Origin of the sequence: Pseudundibacterium arcticum (assembly GCF_042646465.1) — a bacterium.
In the GTDB taxonomy this organism is placed as follows: domain Bacteria; phylum Pseudomonadota; class Gammaproteobacteria; order Burkholderiales; family Burkholderiaceae_D; genus Undibacterium_A; species Undibacterium_A arcticum.
The window spans coordinates 14,342-35,398 of the sequence record NZ_JBHRTP010000069.1 but is presented as its reverse complement, the minus strand read 5'-3'; the positions used below and the strand labels follow the sequence as shown (position 1 = coordinate 35,398).

Annotated in this window: 10 protein-coding genes; all 10 read left to right on the top strand. The window is 60.4% G+C overall.

Annotation, left to right across the window (positions count from 1 at the left end; all coding sequences use genetic code 11):
• Positions 1–112: 112 nt before the first annotated feature.
• The 10 genes from ACFOFO_RS19525 to ACFOFO_RS19480 all read left to right on the top strand — a co-directional run bounded on the left by ACFOFO_RS19525 (position 113) and on the right by ACFOFO_RS19480 (position 21,020).
• Positions 113–343, top strand: coding sequence for a hypothetical protein (locus ACFOFO_RS19525; RefSeq protein ID WP_390327530.1), 231 nt, complete (start codon positions 113–115; stop codon positions 341–343).
• Between the two features lie 168 nt (positions 344–511).
• A complete protein-coding gene (gene glgA / locus ACFOFO_RS19520; protein WP_390332492.1) occupies positions 512–2,062 on the top strand; it encodes a glycogen synthase GlgA in 1,551 nt (516 codons plus the stop codon).
• Positions 2,063–2,241: 179 nt separating this feature from the next.
• Positions 2,242–5,679, top strand: coding sequence for a maltotransferase domain-containing protein (locus ACFOFO_RS19515; protein WP_449369383.1), 3,438 nt, complete (start codon positions 2,242–2,244; stop codon positions 5,677–5,679).
• Between the two features lie 2 nt (positions 5,680–5,681).
• Entirely contained in the window at positions 5,682–9,095 is a 3,414-nt protein-coding gene (gene treS / locus ACFOFO_RS19510; protein ID WP_390332488.1) for a maltose alpha-D-glucosyltransferase, read from the top strand.
• Positions 9,088–11,394, top strand: a complete 2,307-nt coding sequence (glgB, locus tag ACFOFO_RS19505; RefSeq protein ID WP_390332486.1) for a 1,4-alpha-glucan branching protein GlgB — start codon at positions 9,088–9,090, stop codon at positions 11,392–11,394. Before treS ends, glgB begins: the two co-directional genes overlap by 8 nt.
• Positions 11,395–11,396: 2 nt before the next feature.
• A complete protein-coding gene (glgX, locus tag ACFOFO_RS19500; protein WP_390332483.1) occupies positions 11,397–13,538 on the top strand; it encodes a glycogen debranching protein GlgX in 2,142 nt (713 codons plus the stop codon).
• Positions 13,535–15,352, top strand: coding sequence for a malto-oligosyltrehalose trehalohydrolase (gene treZ, locus ACFOFO_RS19495; RefSeq protein ID WP_390327541.1), 1,818 nt, complete (start codon positions 13,535–13,537; stop codon positions 15,350–15,352). Before glgX ends, treZ begins: the two co-directional genes overlap by 4 nt.
• Positions 15,349–17,550, top strand: coding sequence for a 4-alpha-glucanotransferase (malQ, locus tag ACFOFO_RS19490; protein WP_390327543.1), 2,202 nt, complete (start codon positions 15,349–15,351; stop codon positions 17,548–17,550). The genes treZ and malQ overlap by 4 nt, the downstream gene beginning before the upstream one ends.
• Positions 17,547–20,306 (top strand): malto-oligosyltrehalose synthase, encoded by a 2,760-nt coding sequence (gene treY / locus ACFOFO_RS19485; protein WP_390332481.1) that lies wholly within the window; start codon positions 17,547–17,549, stop codon positions 20,304–20,306. The genes malQ and treY overlap by 4 nt, the downstream gene beginning before the upstream one ends.
• Before the next feature lie 117 nt (positions 20,307–20,423).
• Positions 20,424–21,020: a hypothetical protein gene (locus ACFOFO_RS19480; protein WP_390327547.1), complete on the top strand. Its 597-nt coding sequence runs from the start codon at positions 20,424–20,426 to the stop codon at positions 21,018–21,020.
• Positions 21,021–21,057 lie beyond the last annotated feature (37 nt).

Sequence of the window (21,057 nt, the reverse complement as noted above, 5' to 3'; positions counted from 1 at the left end):
AGCGCTTGTTCTTGCATCGTTTCTGCGCATCCAGGCGATTTTCGGCAAAGGTGTCATGCACTATTTTCAATCAAAATTTCGTGCAAAAATTCGATGATTCTGGCCTGCAAGAATGTCTGATGCAGTTCTTGTATTTTGCAGGACAGTTGACAATACTTTATGCACGGTTCTGGAAACGGCAGCTGATGGCGCTTGGAAAGGATGCGTCATGGACGGGGTAGAGATTATCGACAACATGACCGAAATCAATAAAACGATATTGCGTTTCCTTCATGATCTGGTTGGTGTGCTATCCGCTCATTACCGTCAGGTTTGGCCAGGACTGCGTGTTGCCGATCAATGATTGCAAAGAAGAACGTCTGACAGTTCCTTTGCGCTTCAAGCAACCTTCACGAGCAAATAATTCAAGAGAGCGCACCGCCAATCAAGCATTGCTGAAACCATCCTGACGCGCGCAGACGGCTTTCAATGACCCTCTGTGTGCCCCGCATCTGATCGAAGGAGTCTCATCTTGAAAGCGCGCGTCCTACTCGTCACGTCAGAAGCAGTTCCCCTCGCAAAAACCGGCGGCTTGGCCGATGTCATCACTGCATTGACAGCCGCGCTGCGCAAGCAAGGTGTTGACGCCGGCATCTTGATGCCCGGCTACCCATCTGCAATGGACACGGCCAAAAGTTTGCGTAGCGTCGGTACCCTGCATGATTTGCCCGGGGGGCCGGGATCCTTGCTATCCGGTGTTATTCCCGACATGGATGTTCCGGTCATCCTGCTAGACACAGAGCGTTTCCGAGCCCGCACTGCCAATCCATATGTTGATCAGTACGGTGGCGAGCTGTCCGACAATGCCATCAGTTTCGCAGCGCTGGCACATACCGCGACACGCATCTGCGCAGGGCAGACAGTGTTGCCGGCGCCGCATGTAGTGCAGGCCAATGACTGGCATGCGGGGCTGATTCCAGCGTTGCTGCGGACTAACAACATACAAGGCGTTGGTGCTGTCATGACGATTCACAACCTGGCATTCCAGGGTAACTTTCCGATCGATCTGGCGCCGTCACTGGGCTTGCCGCCGTATATGTTGAGTCCCGACTGCGCCGAGTATTGGGGCCAGCTCAGTTTTTTAAAGGCAGGCATACGCTATGCTGACCGCATATCAACGGTCAGCCATACCTATGCGCAGGAAATATTGACGCCGCGCTTTGGGCATGGCTTTGAAGGCCTTTTAAATCAGCGCAAGAATGATCTCACGGCTATTCCAAACGGGATCGATGTCGATGTGTGGGACCCGCGCAATGACCAGATGATCGTGCAACGTTTTTCGAGCGTCGATTTAAAGGGTAAGCGCGCCTGCAAACATGAACTCAAAAGATTATTCAATTTGTTGCCGATCAATCCGTTTGCACCGGTACTTGCGTTAGGCAGCCGCATCACGCATCAAAAAATGGCTGACGTCGCGCTGGCTGCATTGCCAACGATTCTTGAACGTCACCCGTACCTGCAACTGGCGGTTCTTGGCTGCGGCGAACCTGATTATCAGCGTGGTTTTCAGCAACTGGTTGAACGATATCCGGGACGTGTCGGTGTGCATATCGGCTATGACGAGACGCGTGCCCATGTGTTGCACGCCGGCGCCGACATGCTATTGCACGGCAGCCGTTTTGAACCATATGGATTGACCCCGATTTATGCGATGCGTTACGGCACCATCCCGATCGCCTCCTGTGTCGGCGGTCTCAACGATACGATCGTTGATGCCGGTTCGGTCGAGCACCCGGTACCTGGCGCGAATGGCGTGCTGTTCGACGGCGAACAACCGCAAGACATGGTCGATGCGGTGAACCGTACATTTCAAATTTTCACTCGCCCCCAGGAATGGCAAAAGCTGCAAGTCAACGCCATGTGCGCTGATTTTGGATGGACCGCATCTGCGCAGCAATATATCGACATGTATCGCCACATCGCTACGCCGGACACCAGGGATTTGTTCCTCGCTGTGCCTGACGCGCAGCAGCATGAACAGCGGCGTGCGAAAGGTCAGGACAAGGCCAGCAAGGCGGCCTGAACGGTAACGTTCTTTGGCCGCAATCGAAAAACTGAGGGCACCAGACCGATGCACATAGAAACAAGCTCTCGGCGCTCGAGAGCTTGGGACTCAGGGACAGGCCGTCAACGCAATGATCTGAAGCGCTACTTGAAGCATTGCCTGCGATGCGTCCGGCAAGCATCGATAGGATCTGAACTATGCAAACAGATTTTTGTCCGCGCATTTACTCCATCCAGCCGGCGTATTTGAAAGCCCCGATTGCTGCGGAAAATGATGCCTGGGATATTCATCTTGACCGATGCGCGGCCATGGGATTCGATCATGTGTTAACCGCGCCTCCAGATTCAAACCCGCAGTTGAGGGCTGCGGAAACTTCTGTGGCCACCGGATTGACGGCGCTGGTACAGGCCTGCCGATCCCGTCAGCTGCGCTTGCTGCTGGATCTGACGCTGGATCAACTGGAGGCCGGGCATCCGTTGGTGCAGCAGCATCCGAATTGGTTTTCCCGGCGCGTTGCGGTCGATCCTGACAGCGGCGATGCGCCATTATTACCTGACCCCCGTTTTAGCCCCGCGGCATTAGCCATAAGATTGACGCGGTTTGACTTGCCGGAGGTAGTGGCAGGTTTGCAGGATTATTGGCAACAGCGGTTACGAGCCTGGGCAGATATGGGTGTTGTCGGATTTCGTTGTTTGGCTGCAGCGAAAGTGCCTGCTGCATTTTGGCAAACATTGATTGCGGCAGGAAGACGCCATCAACCAGGCATGCGCTTCATGGTCTGGTCCTGCGGTTGCACGCCGACGCAGATCGCCGCCTTGGAAGGATGCGGGTTCGACGCCAGTTTTTCATCCGCGCCCTGGTGGGATTTTAAAGCTGCCTGGTTTGCTGAAGAACAAACGCGTCTTATGCGGCTGGCGCCGCCGATTGCGTTTCCCGAATGTCCTGCTGGGCCGCGTCTGGCGCAACATTTTGTAGCAGACGGCCTGGAGTCGCGGCGACGGCTGGCGTTGCGGGCGCTGCAATTTGCTGCGGCGATTGGCAATGGCTTGCTGGTGCCGATGGGGTTTGAATACGGCAGCAGCACGCTGGCAGTATCCGAAGGACGCGACGACATAGATTTTGATGGTCTGCAAGCAGTGAGCGGCATCGACCTGACTGCAGAAATAGCCGAGGCCAACAACTTTGTCGCCACCTGTGGAAAATCGTTGCAAAATGCCCGGCTACGTATGTTGAGCAGCCCAAATGCAGAGGTGGTGATGTTGCATCGTGTGGCGCCGGCCATCGCGCCTGGCGAGGGCGGACTTCTCATAGTGGCAAATGCCGATCAATCTCACGCCCAACCGCTCAGCCGCTCTCTCTGGCGCCAACGTGCCGCCGGCTATTGGCCTAAAAAAATACTCCTGACAAATCAGCCGGATCAGATCAGCAAGGCAGCAGTAAATGAATCGGCGCTCGACCGCGATGCTTTGGAATTACCCGCTGCCGCCATACGCATCTATGCCGCCGCCATGGCACCGGCAGTCTTGACAGTCGCCAATCACGATGAACCGGCAGCCAAGGCAGCGACGCGGGCGCCCAGGATTGTTATGGAAGCGCTCACGCCAACGGTGGACGATGGGCGTTTCGCGGTCAAGCGCTTGCTAGGCGAAACGGTTCAGGTCGAAGCAACAATCATGATTGATGGTCACGACCTGGTGGCCGCCGCGCTGTTGTGGCGCAGCGCCGATCAGGTTCAATGGCAACAGATCCGCATGCTGCCACTGGGCAATGATCGATGGATGGCACGCTTGCCGTTGATGCGACTCGGACGTCATTTAGTTGCGATCGAAGCTTGGCACGACAGCTTTTCCAGCTATCGCGAACAGTTAAAGAAGAAGGTGAATGCCGGTCTCGATGTCGCGCTGGAACTGGCAGAGGGGCAATTGCTGGTAAGTCGGGCGGTGGACGTTGCCGGTAAACTTAGTGCCGACCATGGTGACGCCGGCGCAGTAGCCGCATTGAAATCACTGGCTAACGCATTGGCCGCGCCCCAACCGGGCCAAGCCAGTATTGCTCAAGGCATGGATGCCGCAGCAAGGATTCAGGCTCTGTTGTCGCCGCAAACGGCTACTCTGATGGAACGGGTAGATACGCGACCGTATGTGGTTCGCAGCCAGGCAATACCGATTAATGCGGAACGGCGCGCGGTGCAGTATGCCAGTTGGTACGAACTGTTTCCGCGCTCCCAAAGCGGTGACGTCGATCGTCACGGTAGCTTCGCCGACGTCATCGAGCGGCTGCCGGCAATCCGCGCGATGGGATTCGATACCTTGTACCTGCCGCCGATTCATCCGATCGGCCGTACCCATCGCAAAGGCCGCAACAACGCGTTGACCTCGGCGCCGGACGATCCCGGCAGCCCCTATGCGATTGGCAGCAATGAAGGCGGGCACGATGCGATTCACCCGCAATTGGGGACAATGGAAGACTTCCAGCGCCTGCGCCATGCTGCCGCCGGACACGGGCTGGAACTGGCGCTGGATTTCGCGATCCAGTGTGCGCCCGACCACCCCTGGTTGCAGCAGCATCCGGACTGGTTCGACTGGCGGGCCGATGGATCGATCCGCTACGCCGAGAATCCGCCCAAGAAATATGAGGATATCGTCAACGTCAATTTCTACGCCGAGGGCGCGATGCCTGAGCTGTGGTTGGCGCTGCGCGACGTGGTGCTGTTCTGGGCCCGCGAGGGAGTGCGGCAATTCCGGGTGGACAATCCGCATACCAAGCCGTTGCCGTTCTGGGAGTGGCTGATCGCCGATATCTGCGGCCGCTACCCCGACACGATCTTTTTGTCCGAATCGTTCACCCGGCCGACCATGATGTATCGCCTGGCCAAGGTCGGATTTTCGCAGTCGTACACCTACTTCACCTGGCGTCATTCCAAGAGCGAATTCATCGACTATCTGAGCGAGCTGACCGCCAGCCCGCTGCGCGATTATTTCCGTCCGCATTTTTTCGTTAACACGCCTGACATCAACCCCTATTTCTTACAACGTTCAGGACGGCCGGGCTTTTTGATCCGGGCGGCATTGGCGACCACCTTGTCAGGTTTGTGGGGGATGTATAGCGGGTTTGAATTATGCGAGGCCAGGGCGCTCAGCGGCAAAGAAGAATACCTGGATTCGGAAAAATACGAAATCCGCGCCTGGGATTGGCAGCGCCCCGGCAACATCATCGCCGAAATCAGTTTGCTCAATCGCATCAGGGAGTCCAATCCGGCATTGCAGACGCATCTCGGCATCCGCTTTCATCAGGCGTCCGATCCAGACATTTTGTATTTTTCCAAGGCCATCCCAGCCGTTGGCGACACGAATGCGGACACCGATGAGGTCGAGCGTTATGGCGACAACGTGATTCTGGTGGCGATCAACCTCGATCCTTTCTCCACGCATTCGGCACATATCGAAGTGCCTCTATGGGGCTTCGGCCTGGCCGACGATGCGCAAATCGATGTTGAGGATCTGGTGCATGACACGCATTTCAGATGGCATGGCAAGCATCAACAGGTCACGCTCGACCCGTTCACATTGCCGTTCGCAATCTGGCGCTTGTCATCCACCCGGTCAACCGGTTCACCGCGGTCAGCCGGGGCCTGAACATGGACGATGCCGCGCCAAGCCTGCCGACCGATGCCACCAGCGTTCATCACAGCCAGCGTTTCATCGACGATCCGCTGTGGTACAAGGACGCTGTTATTTACCAGATGCACGTCAAATCGTATTTCGACGCCAACAACGATGGCGTCGGCGACTTTGCCGGACTGATCGATAAGCTGGACTATATCGCCGGACTTGGCGTCAACACGATCTGGCTATTGCCGTTTTATCCTTCGCCGCGACGCGATGATGGCTATGACATTTCCGATTATTGCGGGGTGCACCCGGACTACGGCGGCATGCAGGATGTCAAGCGCTTTATCGCTGAAGCGCACCGGCGCGGCTTGCGCGTGATTACCGAACTGGTGATCAACCACACCTCGGATCAGCATCCCTGGTTTCAGCGTGCACGCGCGGCCGCGCCGGGTTCGCCTGAACGCGATTTCTATGTCTGGGCCGATCACGATCAGGGCTATGCCGGGACCCGGATTATTTTTCTGGATGCGGAAAAATCCAACTGGACCTGGGATCCTTTAGCCAATGCGTTCTTCTGGCATCGCTTCTATTCGCATCAACCCGATCTGAACTTCGATAACCCGCAGGTGCTGCAAGCGGTATTGGAAGTGATGTCTTTCTGGCTCGATCTCGGGATCGATGGCTTGCGGCTCGATGCGGTACCGTATTTGATCGAACGCGAGGGAAGCACGAATGAAAACCTGCCTGAAACACACGCCATCTTAAAAGCGATACGGGCCGAACTGGATCGCAAATATCCGGGCCGGATGTTGTTGGCCGAAGCGAACATGTGGCCGGAAGACGTGCAGCAATATTTCGGCGATAGCGACGAATGCCATATGGCGTTTCATTTCCCGCTGATGCCGCGCATGTTTATGGCTCTGGCGCAGCAGGATCGTTTTCCGATGACGGACATTCTGCGGCAGACGCCTGATATTCCTGCGGACTGTCAGTGGGCCATTTTCCTGCGCAATCATGACGAGCTGACGCTGGAGATGGTGACCGATAAGGAACGCGATTACCTGTGGAATTTCTATGCCTCGGATCGCCGTGCCCGCATTAACCTGGGGATTCGGCGTCGCCTGGCGCCGTTGCTGGAGCGCGATCGGCGCCGGATCGAATTGCTCAACAGCTTTCTGCTGTCGATGCCCGGCACGCCGGTGATTTATTACGGCGACGAAATCGGCATGGGCGACAACATCCACCTGGGCGACCGCGACGGCGTTCGCACGCCCATGCAATGGGCTCCCGACCGCAACGGCGGTTTTTCGCGTTTCGATCCGGCCGGCCTGGTACTGCCGACCCTGATGGACCCGCTGTACGGATACGCTGCGCTCAACGTCGAGGCCCAGAGTTCCGATCCGTATTCGTTGCTGAACTGGACCCGTCGCATGCTGGAAGTACGCAAGCAGCATCGGGCTTTCGGCCGCGGGAAATTGACCTTGATCTACCCGAACAATCGCAAGATCTTTGCTTATTTGCGCGAATATGACGACAGCGATGACGGCGGCGTCAATGAAACCATTCTGTGCGTCGCCAATGTCTCGCCGTCGGCGCAGGCGGTGGAACTGGAGCTGTCGGCATTTGCCGCCCGGATTCCGGTCGAGATGTTGGGAGGAGTCGCTTTTCCGCCGATCGGCCAATTGACTTATTTGCTGACCTTGCCGCCGTTCGGTTTTTACTGGTTTGTGTTGGCGAGCGAGGCCACCATGCCTTCCTGGTATGCGCCGCCGCAAGAGCCGCTGCCCGAGTTTGCGACGCTGGTGTTGCGTGGCGGGGTCGAGGATATCCTGAAAGGCGCGATCCGGTCGATCCTGGAGAACGAAGCATTGCCGGCCTATCTGCCAAAACGGCGCTGGTACGCCGGCAAGCAGGAAAAACTGCGGACGGTGCGGATTGTATCGACCGCTTTAATGCCGCCGTCGCAGGCGCGCCCGCATGCATTGCCGGTGCTGCTGACGGAAATCGAGACCAGCACGGCCAGCGGCGTCGAACGCTACCTGATGCCGCTCGGCTTTATCCGCGAAGAAAACGTGGTCAGCGCGCTGCCGCATCAATTGGCGCTGGCGAGAGTCCGCCGCCATCGCGAGGTCGGCTTGCTGACCGATGCCTTTACGCTTGATTCGCTACCCCATTGCGTGATTGAACAGATGCGGGCCAGCGCCACGGTCGTGACTGCGGATGGCGAGATTCGCTTTATCCCGACCGCCGCCATGCAGCAGATCGAAATTGCCGGCGACGCGGCAATTCGCCGCATGAGCGTTGACCAGTCGAACAGTTCGCTGGTGGTCGATGAACGGATTGTCTTGAAAATCCTGCGCAAGCTGGCCGACGGCACCCATCCGGAAGCTGAAATGGGACGTTATCTGACCGAGCTGGATTACGCCAATACGCCGGCGATGCTGGGCGAAGTGATCGCCATCGACCGCGCGGGTGCGGCCAGGACATTGATGGTGTTGCAACGTTATATCGACAACCAGGGCGATGCATGGGAGTGGGTCATGGACACGCTGGAGCGGATGATCCAGCAAGTGACTGGCGTCCTCATTGAACCCGAACTCGATCCCGCGAGCGTTGCCGTGCCGGCGGCTGAACCGGAGCCGGACCTATTGCATGAATTTACCGAGTTTTCGCGCACGCTCGGGTGCCGCTTGGGAGAAATGCACGCGGTGCTGGCGACGCCGACCGCCAACCCTGCCTTCGCGCCGCATGCGGCAACTGCTGACGACATCGACTACTGGCAGCGCAGCGTCGCCCGGCAGCTGGACGCCGCCTTCGAACTATTGCAGGCCAGGAATGACTGGCCGAGTGCGGACTGCGCGCAGCAGGCGGCCCGGCTGCTGGCTCTGCGGCCGCGCCTGTTGCCGTTGATCGGGCAACTGGCGCAGGCCGGCGTCGGCACATTGCTGACGCGGATTCACGGCGACTTTCATCTGGGGCAGGTGCTGATGGCGCACGGCGATGCGTATATCGTCGATTTTGAAGGAGAGCCGAGCCGCACGTTGCAGCAGCGGCGCGAAAAAAGCAGTCCTTGGCGCGACGTCGCCGGCTTGTGGCGCTCGTTGGACTATGCCGCGGCATTCGCCCGCGATGCCGGGCCGGGCGATCTTGGGGCGCCGGCGCTGGAACGTAAACAGCATCTGCTGGATCGCTTTGCCGCCACCTGTCAGGCCGCCTTCCTGGACGGCTATCGCGTGGCCGCGCATGCCGCGGGCACGCCAATGCCGGCGGCGGTAGAGGCGGCGTTGCTGGGGCTGTTCACATTGGAAAAAGCCGCTTACGAAATTTGCTATGAAGCCGCCAACCGGCCGACGTGGATAGCGGTCCCGATACACGGGTTGTTGCTGATTGCCGAGCGTCTGTTGGAAAATAATGCATCGGGAGAAAACGCGCATGGCTGAGCTGATCGACGGCAGCGGCAACGCGCCTGTATCGACTCTTGCACAGACCGTTTCACCGGCACTGGCAGAGGCGGTCCAGGCCTTGTTGGCCGGTCGTCTTGGCAATCCGTTTGCATTGCTTGGCCCGCATCGCGAAGGCGATGCTGTCGTCGTGCGCAGCTTCCAGCCCGGCGCACGCAAGGTGGAAGTATTGAACGCGGATGGCGAGCCGCTGGCTGCGTTGCCGATGGTGCAGATGGGGCAAAACCGGCAACCTGGCGCGAGCGGATTGTTTGCCGGCCCGGTCGCCGGATTGAAGCCCGGTCAGCGCTATTTGCTGCGTATTTTCTGGAGCGATGCAGGTGCCAGCGAGCCCGTCCAAACCACAGAAGACCCTTATGCATTCGACTTGCTGCTGAGCGACTTCGATTTGCATTTGCTGGCGCAAGGCAAACACCTGGAGCTCGGCCGCTGCCTCGGCGCTCAGCCGATGATGCTAGGCGGCATTGACGGCACCCGGTTTGCGCTGTGGGCGCCGAACGCGCGGCGAGTATCGGTGGTGGGCGATTTCAACTGTTGGGACGGCCGCCGCCATCCAATGCGCTTGCGGCATGGCGCCGGGATCTGGGAACTGTTTATCCCACGGCTAGAAGCCGGCAGTCGTTATAAATATGAAATTGTCGGTGCCAGCGGCGAACTGCTGCCGCATAAGGCCGACCCGGTGGCACGCGCCACCGAAGCGCCACCGGCGACGGCCTCGATTGTGGCGTCGGCAGCACCGTTTGCCTGGACCGATCAAGCCTGGATGGATACGCGCGGCCAGCGTCAGGGAGAGCATGCGCCGATCTCGATTTATGAACTGCATGCCGCTTCCTGGTTGCGAATTCTGGAAGAAGGCGGGCGCAGCCTGAGCTGGGATGAATTGTCGGAGCGGCTGATACCGTATGCGCTCGGGCTGGGATTTACCCATATCGAACTGTTGCCGGTCATGGAGCATCCGTTCGGCGGCTCGTGGGGCTATCAGCCGCTCAGCCAGTTTGCGCCGAGCGCACGGTTCGGATCGCCGCCGGCATTCGCCAGATTTGTCGATGCCTGCCATGCCGCCGGACTGGGTGTGATTCTGGATTGGGTGCCGGCCCACTTTCCCACCGATCCGCATGGACTGGCGCAATTCGACGGCACGGCGCTGTACGAACATCTGGATCCGCGCGAGGGCTTCCATCAGGACTGGAATACCTTGATTTTCAATCTTGGCCGCAATGAGGTCTGCGGCTTTTTGATCGCCAGCGCACTGGAATGGCTGCAGCAATTTCATGTCGATGGTTTGCGCGTCGATGCGGTGGCCTCGATGCTGTATCGCGATTACAGCCGCAAGCCAGGCGAGTGGACGCCGAATATCCACGGCGGCCGCGAAAATCTGGAAGCGGTAGCATTTTTACGGAATCTGAACCAGATCGTGGCCGAATACTGTCCGGGCGCCATCATGATTGCCGAGGAATCGACGGCGTGGCCGGGCGTCACGGCGCCGGTTGATCAGGGCGGACTGGGCTTTTCGTATAAATGGAACATGGGCTGGATGCATGACACGCTGCGCTATGCAGCGCTGGACCCGCTGTTCCGCCGCTATCATCATCACGACCTGACGTTCGGCTTGCTGTATGCGTTTTCGGAACGCTTCATCTTGCCGATTTCGCATGACGAAGTGGTGCATGGCAAGGGCTCGCTGCTGACCAGGATGCCCGGCGACGCGTGGCAGAAACTGGCGAACCTGCGGGCCTATCTCGGCTTCATGTGGACCCATCCGGGCAAGAAACTGCTGTTCATGGGATGCGAATTCGGCCAGCCGGCGGAATGGAATCACGACCAGTCGCCGCACTGGGATCTGCTGGACGACCCGCGCCACCGCGGCATACAGCGTCTGGTGCGCGACCTGAATCGGGTCTATAGCGAACAGCCTGCCTTGCACGTTCTGGATTGCCAGCCGCACGGATTTTCGTGGGTGATCGGCAGCGACATCGACAACAGCGTGCTGGCCTATCTGCGCCATGCCGATGACGCGTCCGGCGCGCCGCCGGTGCTGGTGGTCTGCAATCTGACGCCGGTGCCGCGCCATGCTTACCGGGTCGGAATACCCGCGCAACAACAAACGGCATCGGTCTGGCAAGAACTATTGAACAGCGATGCCGCAGCGTATGGCGGCAGCAATCTGGGCAACGGCGGGCAGGTCAGCGCCGAGCCGGTCGCCAGTCACGGCCAGCCGGCGTCGCTGGTGCTGACGCTGCCGCCGCTGGCGACCCTCATCCTGCGTCAAGGCAATTGATCATGGCTGCCAACCATGTCGATCAGCTATTGCCAGGCTTGCCCTACCCACTGGGGGCAAATTTCGACGGCCTGGGAGTTAACTTCGCCGTGTTTTCCGCCAATGCGGAAAAAATTCAGCTGTGCCTGTTCGACCCATCAGGGCGGATTGAACTGGAACGATTGACGCTGCCGGAATGTACCGACGAGATCTGGCACGGCTACCTGCCGAATGCCGGCCCCGGCCTGCTGTATGGCTATCGGGCCCACGGCCCTTACGATCCGCCGCACGGACAACGCTTTAATCCCAACAAACTGCTGCTCGACCCGTACGTCAGGCAATTGTCAGGCACCGTGCGCTTGACCGATGCGCTGTTTGGCTACCGGATCAATGCGGCGCGCGCGGATCTGAGCTTCGATAAGCGGGATAGCGCGCCGACGGTGCCGAAGTGCATCGTGACCGACCCCGGCTTCAACTGGGGCAACGATCGCTTGCCGGCCGTGCCCTGGTCGCGCACCTTGATCTATGAGGCGCATGTACGCGGCATTTCGATGCTGCGTGACGATCTGAAAGTCCCTGAGCGCGGTACCTTTGCCGCGCTCGCCGACCCGCGCTTTATCGATCATCTGCTGAAGCTGGGCGTGACCACGCTGGAACTGTTGCCGGTGCACGCCTTTTTACAGGACCGGTTTTTGATCGAGCGCGGCCTGCGCAATTACTGGGGCTACAGCACGCTCGCATTTTTTGCGCCTGAACCGTCGTATTTGTCGAAAGGCTCCTTGAATGAAATGCGGATGGCGATCCGGCGCCTGCATGCGGCCGGGATCGAAGTGATTCTGGATGTGGTGTACAACCACACCGGTTGCGGCAACGAACGCGGGCCGACGATAGCATTGCGCGGGCTGGACAACGCCAGTTATTTTCGCCTGATGCCGGGCCAGGAACGCTTTCACATCGACGATACCGGCTGCGGCAACACGCTCAATATTTCGCATCCACGGGTGTTGCAGATGGTCATGGATTCGCTGCGCTACTGGGCCGAAGCCTTCCATATCGATGGCTTCCGCTTCGATCTTGGCGTCACCCTCGGGCGCGAGGGGACCGGCTTCGATCCCGGCTCCGGATTTTTCGACGCGATCCTGCAGGACCCGCTGCTGTCGCGCCTGAAATTGATTTCCGAACCGTGGGATCTCGGTCCCGGCGGCTACCAGCTGGGGAATCTTCCACCCGGGTTTTCAGAATGGAATGACAAGTTCCGCGACGGCGTGCGGCGCTTCTGGCGCGGCGATGCCGGCCAGCGCGGTGATTTCGCCGCGCGCTTAAGCGGCTCTGGCGACCTGTTCGATCACCGCCATCGCCGCCCGTGGGCATCGATCAATTTCCTGGCCTCGCACGACGGTTTTACCTTGCGCGATGTGGTCAGCTATGCCGAACCGCACAATGAAGCGAACCGTGCGGACGCCAATGACGGCCAGGCTGAACATTTCAGTGCAAATTGGGGCGTGGAGGGTGCAAGCGACGATCCGCAGATCTGCGAGCTGCGCGAACGGGTCGCGCGCGCCATGCTGGCCACGCTGATGTTTGCGCAAGGCACGCCGATGCTGCTGGCGGGCGACGAATTCGGCCGCACGCAGCAGGGCAACAGCAATGCGTATTGCCAGGACAACCGGATCTCCTGGCTTGACTGGGATCAGGCCGCAGGGCCCGACGGCAGCGCGCTGATCCAATACGTCAGCAAATTGAGCGCGCTGCGCCGGGATTTCGAGGCGCTCCAGTCCGTACGGTTTTTGCATGGCGAGCACACGCTGGGATTGGGCATTGCCGACATCGCCTGGTTCGACGAAAGCGGCCAGGCGCTATCCGCCGAGGAATGGCAAAACCCGGAAACGCGGGCGTTTGCGGTACAACGCGCCGCGCTGAATCCGGATGGCGTGACGGAGGTGGTGCTGATGATCGTCAACGCCGGTCCCGATCCGATCGATTTCAATTTTCCGCAGCGCGCTGACGATGCGACTGTTGACGACACGCCGGCAGTTGGCTGGCATCTGCTGCTCGATAGCGCCAGGCCGGATGCACCCGGCGAGACCCTGACCGCCGCTACCGTCACGACCCAGGCGCATAGCGTCATGCTGTTTGGCAGCCGCCGGCTGGGAGAGCGCAAGTGACCGCGCACTATGCCTATCCGCTGCCGTTCGGCGCGACCTGGATCAGCCCCGACCGCACCCGGTTCCGCTTATGGGCGCCGACTGCGAGCGCCGTTGCGGTCCAGCTTGAGGGCCGGCATCCGGTGCCGATGACGCCGGATGCCGAACACCGCGGCTGGTTCGAAGCGGAGCTGGCCTGCGCAGTCGGCAATGCCTATCGCTATCGCTTGCTGTCGCACAGCGATGGCGAAATGCTGGTGCCGGACCCTGCTGCGCGGGCCCAGCAGGGCGACATCCACGGCGCCAGCCTGGTGGTTGATCCGCATGCCTACCAATGGCTGCATGCGGCATGGCAGGGGCGGCCATGGCACGAAACGGTTTTGTATGAATTGCACGTTGGCGTACTTGGCGGCTTTGCGGCCGTGGCCCGGCAGCTGCCGACACTGGCGCGGCTCGGTATCACGGCGATTGAGCTGATGCCGGTAGCCGATTTTCCCGGGCCGCGCAACTGGGGCTACGACGGCGTACTGCCGTTTGCTCCCGACGCTGCATATGGCACGCCGGAGCAGCTGAAGGCGCTGATCGATTGCGCGCACGGACTTGGCCTGATGGTGTTGCTGGATGTGGTGTACAACCATTTCGGCCCGGACGGCAATTATCTCGGCAGCTATGCCGCGCCGTTTTTCCGCGATGACCGGAGCACGCCATGGGGGCGCGCCATCGATTTCCGGGTGCGCGAGGTGCGCGACTTCTTTATCGAGAACGCGCTGTACTGGCTAGTCGAATATCGGTTCGACGGCTTGCGGCTGGATGCGGCGGATGCCATCGGCGAACAGGACTGGCTGCCCGAACTGGCGCACCGGGTGCGCGCCGTTATTGCGGCCAGCGAACCGCAGCGGCAGATCCATCTGGTGCTGGAACATGACGCCAATGCCGCCCATCTGCTGGCGGGCGCTTTCGATGCGCAGTGGAACGACGACGGCCACCATGTGCTGCACGTGCTGCTGAGCGGCGAGCGCAACGGTTATTACGCTGACTACGCCGAGCTGCCGGCGCCCAAGCTGGCGCGCTGCCTGGAGCAAGGCTTCATCTATCAGGGCGAAGCTTCGGCCTATCGACAAGGGCAGCCGCGGGGCGAATCGAGTGTCGGTCTGGCGCCGACCGCTTTCGTGCTGTTCTTGCAAAATCACGATCAAATCGGCAATCGGGCGTTCGGCGAACGTCTCACCATCCTGACCGATCCGCGGGCGTTGCGCGCAGCGCAAGCGTTATTGCTGCTCTGTCCGCAAATCCCGTTGCTGTTCATGGGCGAGGAAGTCGATTCGCGCCAGCCATTCTTGTATTTCACCAGCCATACCGACGCCGCGCTGGCAGAGGCGGTACGCAGTGGCAGGCAGCGGCAGTTTTCCGGCCGGCCTGAATTTGCGGACGCCGCACAGCTGGCGCTGATCCCCGATCCAAACGCTGAGTCCAGCTTCACGCAATCGATGCCGGCAGCATCCATGGCGGCGGCTGCTGGTTCCGCGTATTTCTCCGAACCGCTAGTCGAACTGCTGGCGATTCGCCACGCGCACATCATCCCGCGGCTGCAACACGCGCGCGCGCTGCATGCACAGGTCATCGGCCCCGCGGCGGTCGTTGCGCGCTGGCGCATGGGCGACGATACGGTGCTGGCGATCGCGATCAATCTGGGGGCGCAAGCGGTCGCACTGGATACGTTCATGCCGCCAGCCGGGGTTGACGTTTTGTTTGCCAGCCCCGGCGCTGCGGATGCGTTGGTGCATGGCGAACTGGCCGCATTCTCCACGCTCGCGCTGCTGGAAGCTGCACCATGAATCCAGCAAATGAGCGGGCAAATACGCAGGAAGACATTCTGCAACTGGCGGAAGCTGCCGGCATCGCCACCATCTGGTCCGATGCGTACGGCTTGCCGCGTCAGGTGTCGCCGCCGGCATTAGCCGCGATTTTGGCGGCGCTTGGGCTACCGTGCGACAGCGCTGCCCAATGCCGCGATAGCAAGGCGCGGCTGGCGGCGGAACAGACTGCCGGCAATTTGCCGCCAATGCTGACTGCGCAGGCCGGTCAGCCGATTCGTTTGCCGCAGCAAGCCGGATTGCACGGACGGTACTATCGCATCGAGTTTGAATCCGGCGCCAGCAGCAAAGGACGTCTTGCCGCCGATAGCGGCTTGCCGCTGGCACTGCAGCCTATCGATGTCTGCGGCTATCACCGACTGTTAGTCGGCCGGCAGTCGGTGCTGCTGGCGGTGGCGCCGGCACGCTGCTTCGGCATAGCGGATGCGCTCACAGGCAATACCGACGCCACCAGGGAGGCGGATGTGACGGCCCATCTGTGGGGATTGGCGGTTCAGCTATACGGCCTGCGCCGTCAGGGCGATGGCGGCCTGGGCGACTTTACGACGCTGGCGAAACTGGCCTGCGACGCCGCGCAACATGGTGCGGCAGCGCTTGCCATCAGTCCGATCCACGCGATGTTCAGCGCCGATCCGAGCCGTTACAGCCCCTACAGCCCGTCCAGCCGGCTGTTTTTAAATGCGCTGCATATCGATCCGGCAAGCGCGCTGGGCGACCATGCGCTGACCGACGGCAACGCAGCGACCACCGAGTTGCAGCGTTTGGAACACATGCCATTGATCGACTGGCCGGCCGCGGCCGGAGCGCGACTGAGCTTGCTGCGCCAGGCATATACCCGCTTGCTGGAATCCGGAGTCAGCCATGAATTCGAGACCTTTTGCCGGCAGGGCGGCAGCGCCTTGCAAGATCACGCCCGCTATGAAGCCTTGCAGGAATGGTTGCCGCGGCAAGCCAATTGCGGCGCGCCGGAATCGACTGGCGATTGGCGTCATTGGCCGCTTGAATATCGCGATCCGCGCAGCCCGGCGGTGACCGCATTTGCACAGCGGTACCCAGAACAGATCGGTTTTCACCTGTTTCTGCAATGGCATGCCGCAAGGGGATTAATCAGCGCGCAACGTGCGGCGCGCGCTGCGGGCATGCCGATCGGGCTGATCACCGATCTTGCCATCGGCGCCGACCGCGGCGGCAGTCAGGCCTGGAGCAGGCAAGGCGAAATCATCGATGCGCTGGCGGTCGGTGCGCCGCCGGATTTTCTCAATACGGTCGGTCAGAACTGGGGACTCGGCGCGTATTCGCCGCTGGCGTTGCACGCCAGCGGTTTTCATGCATACATCGAAATGCTGCGTGCCTGCTTTGCGCACGCCGGCGGGGTGCGGATCGACCATGTGCTCGGTCTGGAGCGACTGTGGCTGGTGCCGGAAGGGGCCAGCGCAGCAGAGGGCGCGTATTTGCGCTATCCGATGGTAGACATGCTGCGCCTGATCGCACTGGAGTCATGGCGCTATCGCGCGATTGTGATTGGCGAGAATCTGGGGACGGTGCCGGCCGGATTTGACGAGCGGCTGGCGCAAGCCAATCTGCTGGGCATTTGCGTGCTGTGGTTTCAGCGCGATCAATTGCAATTCCTTGCGCCCAAAGCGTGGTCTGCCGCGGCGATAGCCACCACCACCACTCACGACCTGCCGACAGTTGCCGGCTGGTGGTCGGAAAACGACATCGACTGGCGGGCCGGGCTTGGCCTGCTGGAAGCCGGCCGCAGCGACGCCGACGAGCGCGCTGCGCGCGCGCAGGAGCGGGACGCATTGTGGCAAGCGTTGACCAAGAGCACTTGTGCCAGCGGCGCCATGCCGCCGCCAAGCGCCACGGCGGCGCCGGTCGATGCCGCGCTGGCTTTTGTCGGATCGACCCCGGCGCCGCTGGTATTGATACCGATGGAAGATATGCTCGGCCTGCCCGAGCAGCCCAATCTGCCCGGCAACATCGGCAGCCATCCGAACTGGCGGCGACGCCTGCCACTGAACGTCGAACAACTGCTGCATGAGCCGGCGGTGCTGGCGCGCCTGGCGCGCTTGAAACAGGCGCGCGCGGCCGCGGCATCGGCATCGGCATCGGCAACGGCACCGGCAGTGCTGACTTCGGACAAGGATCGGGCATGACTATTCCACGCGCTACCGTGCGGCTGCAATTCAACCGGGACTTCACGCTGGACGATGCGGCGCGCCTGGTCGACTATTACGCCGCACTCGGCATCAGTCATTTCTACGCGTCGCCATTGCAGACGGCGCGGCCCGGCTCGACCCACGGTTACGACATCGTCGATCCGACCGCCATCAATCCGGAGTTGGGCGGTGAACCGGCGTTAAGACGGTTGGTGACGCGCTTGCGAGCTGCCAGGATGGGGCTGATCCTGGACCTCGTGCCCAACCACATGGGCGTCGGCGGCAGCGCCAATCGCTGGTGGCAGCACCTGCTGGAGTGGGGGCGCGCCAGTCCGTATGCCGACTGGTTCGATATCGACTGGGAATCCGACGATCCTGCACTGCGGGGCAAGGTGTTGATGCCGTTTCTTGCCGAGCGCTACGGAAAAGTACTACCTGCCGGCGAGATTGGATTACGTTTTGACGAAACCGATGGCCGGATTTTTGCCGCCTATCATGCGCATCGGCTGCCATTGTCGGCGACCGATTATCCCGACATTTTACGCACCGCCGGAGCGCAACGGCTGGATGCAACGATTGCTGCCTTTGAGCAGATTGAGCATTTGACTTCGCCAAGCGAACGCCAGCAGCAGGCCGGCACCGCATTGGCAATGTTGCTGGAAGTCAGTCGCAGCAAGCCTGGCATGGCCGATATCGATGCGGCGCTGATGAGTTTTTCGGCCGCGCAACCGCATGCGCTGGAACAGCTGCACCTGTTGCTGCAACGGCAGCACTATCGGCTGACATGCTGGCGCAATGCGGCTGAAGAAATCAACTGGCGGCGCTTCTTCGAGGTCAGCGACCTGGCGGGCCTCCGGGTTGAACAGCCGGAAGTATTTGAAGCCAGCCATGCGCTGGTTTTCCGCTTATACGCGCAAGGCTTGATCGATGGGGTACGGATCGATCACGTCGATGGTCTGGCCGATCCCGCCGGCTACTGCCGCTTGTTGCGGCAGCGTTTGCAACAGCTGGCATCGGGGCGGCCGGCCTTGCTGGCGCCGCCAGCGCCTTACATCGTGGTGGAAAAGATACTGACCGATGACGAACGCCTGCGCCGGGATTGGGGTGTGGATGGCACGACCGGCTATGAATTCATGGATCAGGCCGGGGCCTTATTGCATGACCCCGACGGCGCCCGGCGCTTGACTGCTTTATGGGCGGAATGGACAGGTGCCGATGCCGGTTTCGAGAGCGAAGTGCGACAGGCGCGGCGTCAGTTGCTGGCGCAAAATCTGGCGAGCGAATGCCATTCCTTGGGACGGTTGCTGCACCGTCTTGCGCGCACTGACGTCGATAACAGCGACTTTTCTTTGCTGTCGATCCTGCGCGTGCTGACTGAAATACTGGTGCACTTTCCGGTATATCGCACCTACGTCGACGCTGGCGGCTGCGATCAATTGGACCGCCAGCGCTTCGCACAGGTGATGTATCTTGCGCAGCAAACGCTGGCGCCTTCCGACCATCCGCTATTGGCGACCATGATCGGCTGGCTTGGCACTGAAGCAAGCGCATCAAGCCAGACAGTGCACGCGCTGCGCAGCAGGGCAATTCAGCGCTTTCAGCAAATCACGCCGGCTCTGACTGCGAAGTCGGTCGAGGATACGGCTTTCTATCGGTATGGACGCTTGTTGTCGCGCAATGAGGTTGGCGCCAATCCTGGCCGCTTCTGCATCGGCGTGCAGGAATTTCATGACAATTGCAGCGACCGGCTCAGGGATTTTCCGCACAATTTACTGGCGACCGCCACCCATGACCACAAACGCGGCGAAGATTTGCGCGCACGGCTTGCGGTATTGAGCGAACTGCCGGATGACTGGGCCGACACCGTGCAGCACTGGCGCCAGCTGAACCAATCCGCATCCCAGCGCGCGCCGCAGGCGGCGGACGAACTGATGCTGTATCAAATGCTGGCCGCTGCCTGGCCGATCGATCTGGCGGCTGGCGATGCCGCCGGCATCCGCCGCTTCGCCGCCCGTATCGGACGCTGGCAAACCAAGGCCTTGCGCGAAGCCAAGCGAATTTCGAATTGGTTCGATCCGAACCAGCAATACGAAGCCGATTGTGAAAAGTTTCTGTACCGGATACTGGGCGACCAGCGGTTTTTGACTGAACTGGCGCGCTGGGTGCGTCGCATTACGCCTGCGGGATCGATCAATAGTTTGAGCCAGACCTTGCTCAGAATGACTACGCCTGGCGTACCGGATTTGTATCAAGGTACGGAATTGTGGGATTTCAGCCTGGTCGATCCAGACAATCGGGGCGCAGTCGATTACGCACTGCGCCAGCAACTGCTGAATGCCGCAGGTGCGGCCGCAGCAAGCTTGAGTAATTGGCAAACCGGGCTGCCGAAACTGCAAATTATTCAGCAGACCTTGGGGCTCAGAAGGCGTGCTGAAGAATTATTTTCCCAGGGCGCATATGAGCCGCTGTCGGTTGTCGGGCCAAGGTCGCAGCACATCGTCGCTTTTCTGCGCCGCTTTCAGGGGAGCGTCGCCCTGACTGTGACTACGCGCTTGCCGGCAACGCTGTTAGGCGCTACCGAGTTACCATTGGTTAGCCCGGATGTGTGGCGGGACACGGCGATCCTATTGTCCAGTGATCCTGGCGTCGAGTGGACTGATCTGTTTACGCTGCGGAAGCTGGTTAGCGTCGACGGCAAGTTGCCGGTGTGCAAGCTGCTGGACATATTGCCGGTGGCATTGCTATACCAATAAGTCGCTGCGTCATCGAAGCTAATCGGCGGTCAACACCGGTTATCTAGGATAATGGCGCTTCCCTGATCGTCTTTACTTGTAATGTTCAACTCTGTATTTCCACAACAAAAACCGTCGATGTCGCTGCAGCAAGCGTTTCAACAAACGATTGCGCACTGTCGGGCCGGCCAATGGCGGGAGGCTGAAATTCTGTACCGCGCCCTCGTGCAATCTCAGTCATCCTCGGCACAGGGGCAACCCTGGCTCAGTTATATCGACGCCCTGATCCAGGCCGGAAAACCGCGTCCTGCGCCAGCCACGCCGGCCACACTTGCAACACCGGCAGCACTAACGCAAGAAGCACAAGAAATCCAGCCAGCGCGACCGATCCCCGCCAGTATCAGGCTCGCCAAGATGCCTAATCCTTGCTACATCGCCAGGCGGCCGCGATGGCCCTGGAAAATGGCGCTCGGCTGCGCCCATGTGCCAAGCCGCATCCAGATCCATCTGCTGCTGGCACACTATCAAGGAGCCCGCTATGAAGAGGCCGAAACACTGGCCAGCAGCCTCACGCGCGCCTTTCCGCTGTACGACCTAGGCTGGAAAGTGCTGGTGGCGGCGCTGCGGATGCAGGGGCGGATCGCCGAAGCAGAGCAGACCCAGCAACAGCGCTGGATCAGTCACGCCGGCCGACGCAAGAACGTGCGGCGGGCGCAGGAGTCATTGCATCAGTAACGCTTGCCGGCGTGTCGACCGACTCAAGAACAATCAC

Coding starts and splice junctions, on each gene's coding strand:
- treY (WP_390332481.1), top strand. CDS start 17,547: ATGACTATTCCACGCGCTACCGTGCGGCTGCAATTCAACCGGGACTTC.
- ACFOFO_RS19525 (WP_390327530.1), top strand. CDS start 113: ATGTCTGATGCAGTTCTTGTATTTTGCAGGACAGTTGACAATACTTTA.
- ACFOFO_RS19480 (WP_390327547.1), top strand. CDS start 20,424: ATGTCGCTGCAGCAAGCGTTTCAACAAACGATTGCGCACTGTCGGGCC.
- glgX (WP_390332483.1), top strand. CDS start 11,397: ATGGCTGCCAACCATGTCGATCAGCTATTGCCAGGCTTGCCCTACCCA.
- ACFOFO_RS19515 (WP_449369383.1), top strand. CDS start 2,242: ATGCAAACAGATTTTTGTCCGCGCATTTACTCCATCCAGCCGGCGTAT.
- glgB (WP_390332486.1), top strand. CDS start 9,088: ATGGCTGAGCTGATCGACGGCAGCGGCAACGCGCCTGTATCGACTCTT.
- treS (WP_390332488.1), top strand. CDS start 5,682: ATGGACGATGCCGCGCCAAGCCTGCCGACCGATGCCACCAGCGTTCAT.
- malQ (WP_390327543.1), top strand. CDS start 15,349: ATGAATCCAGCAAATGAGCGGGCAAATACGCAGGAAGACATTCTGCAA.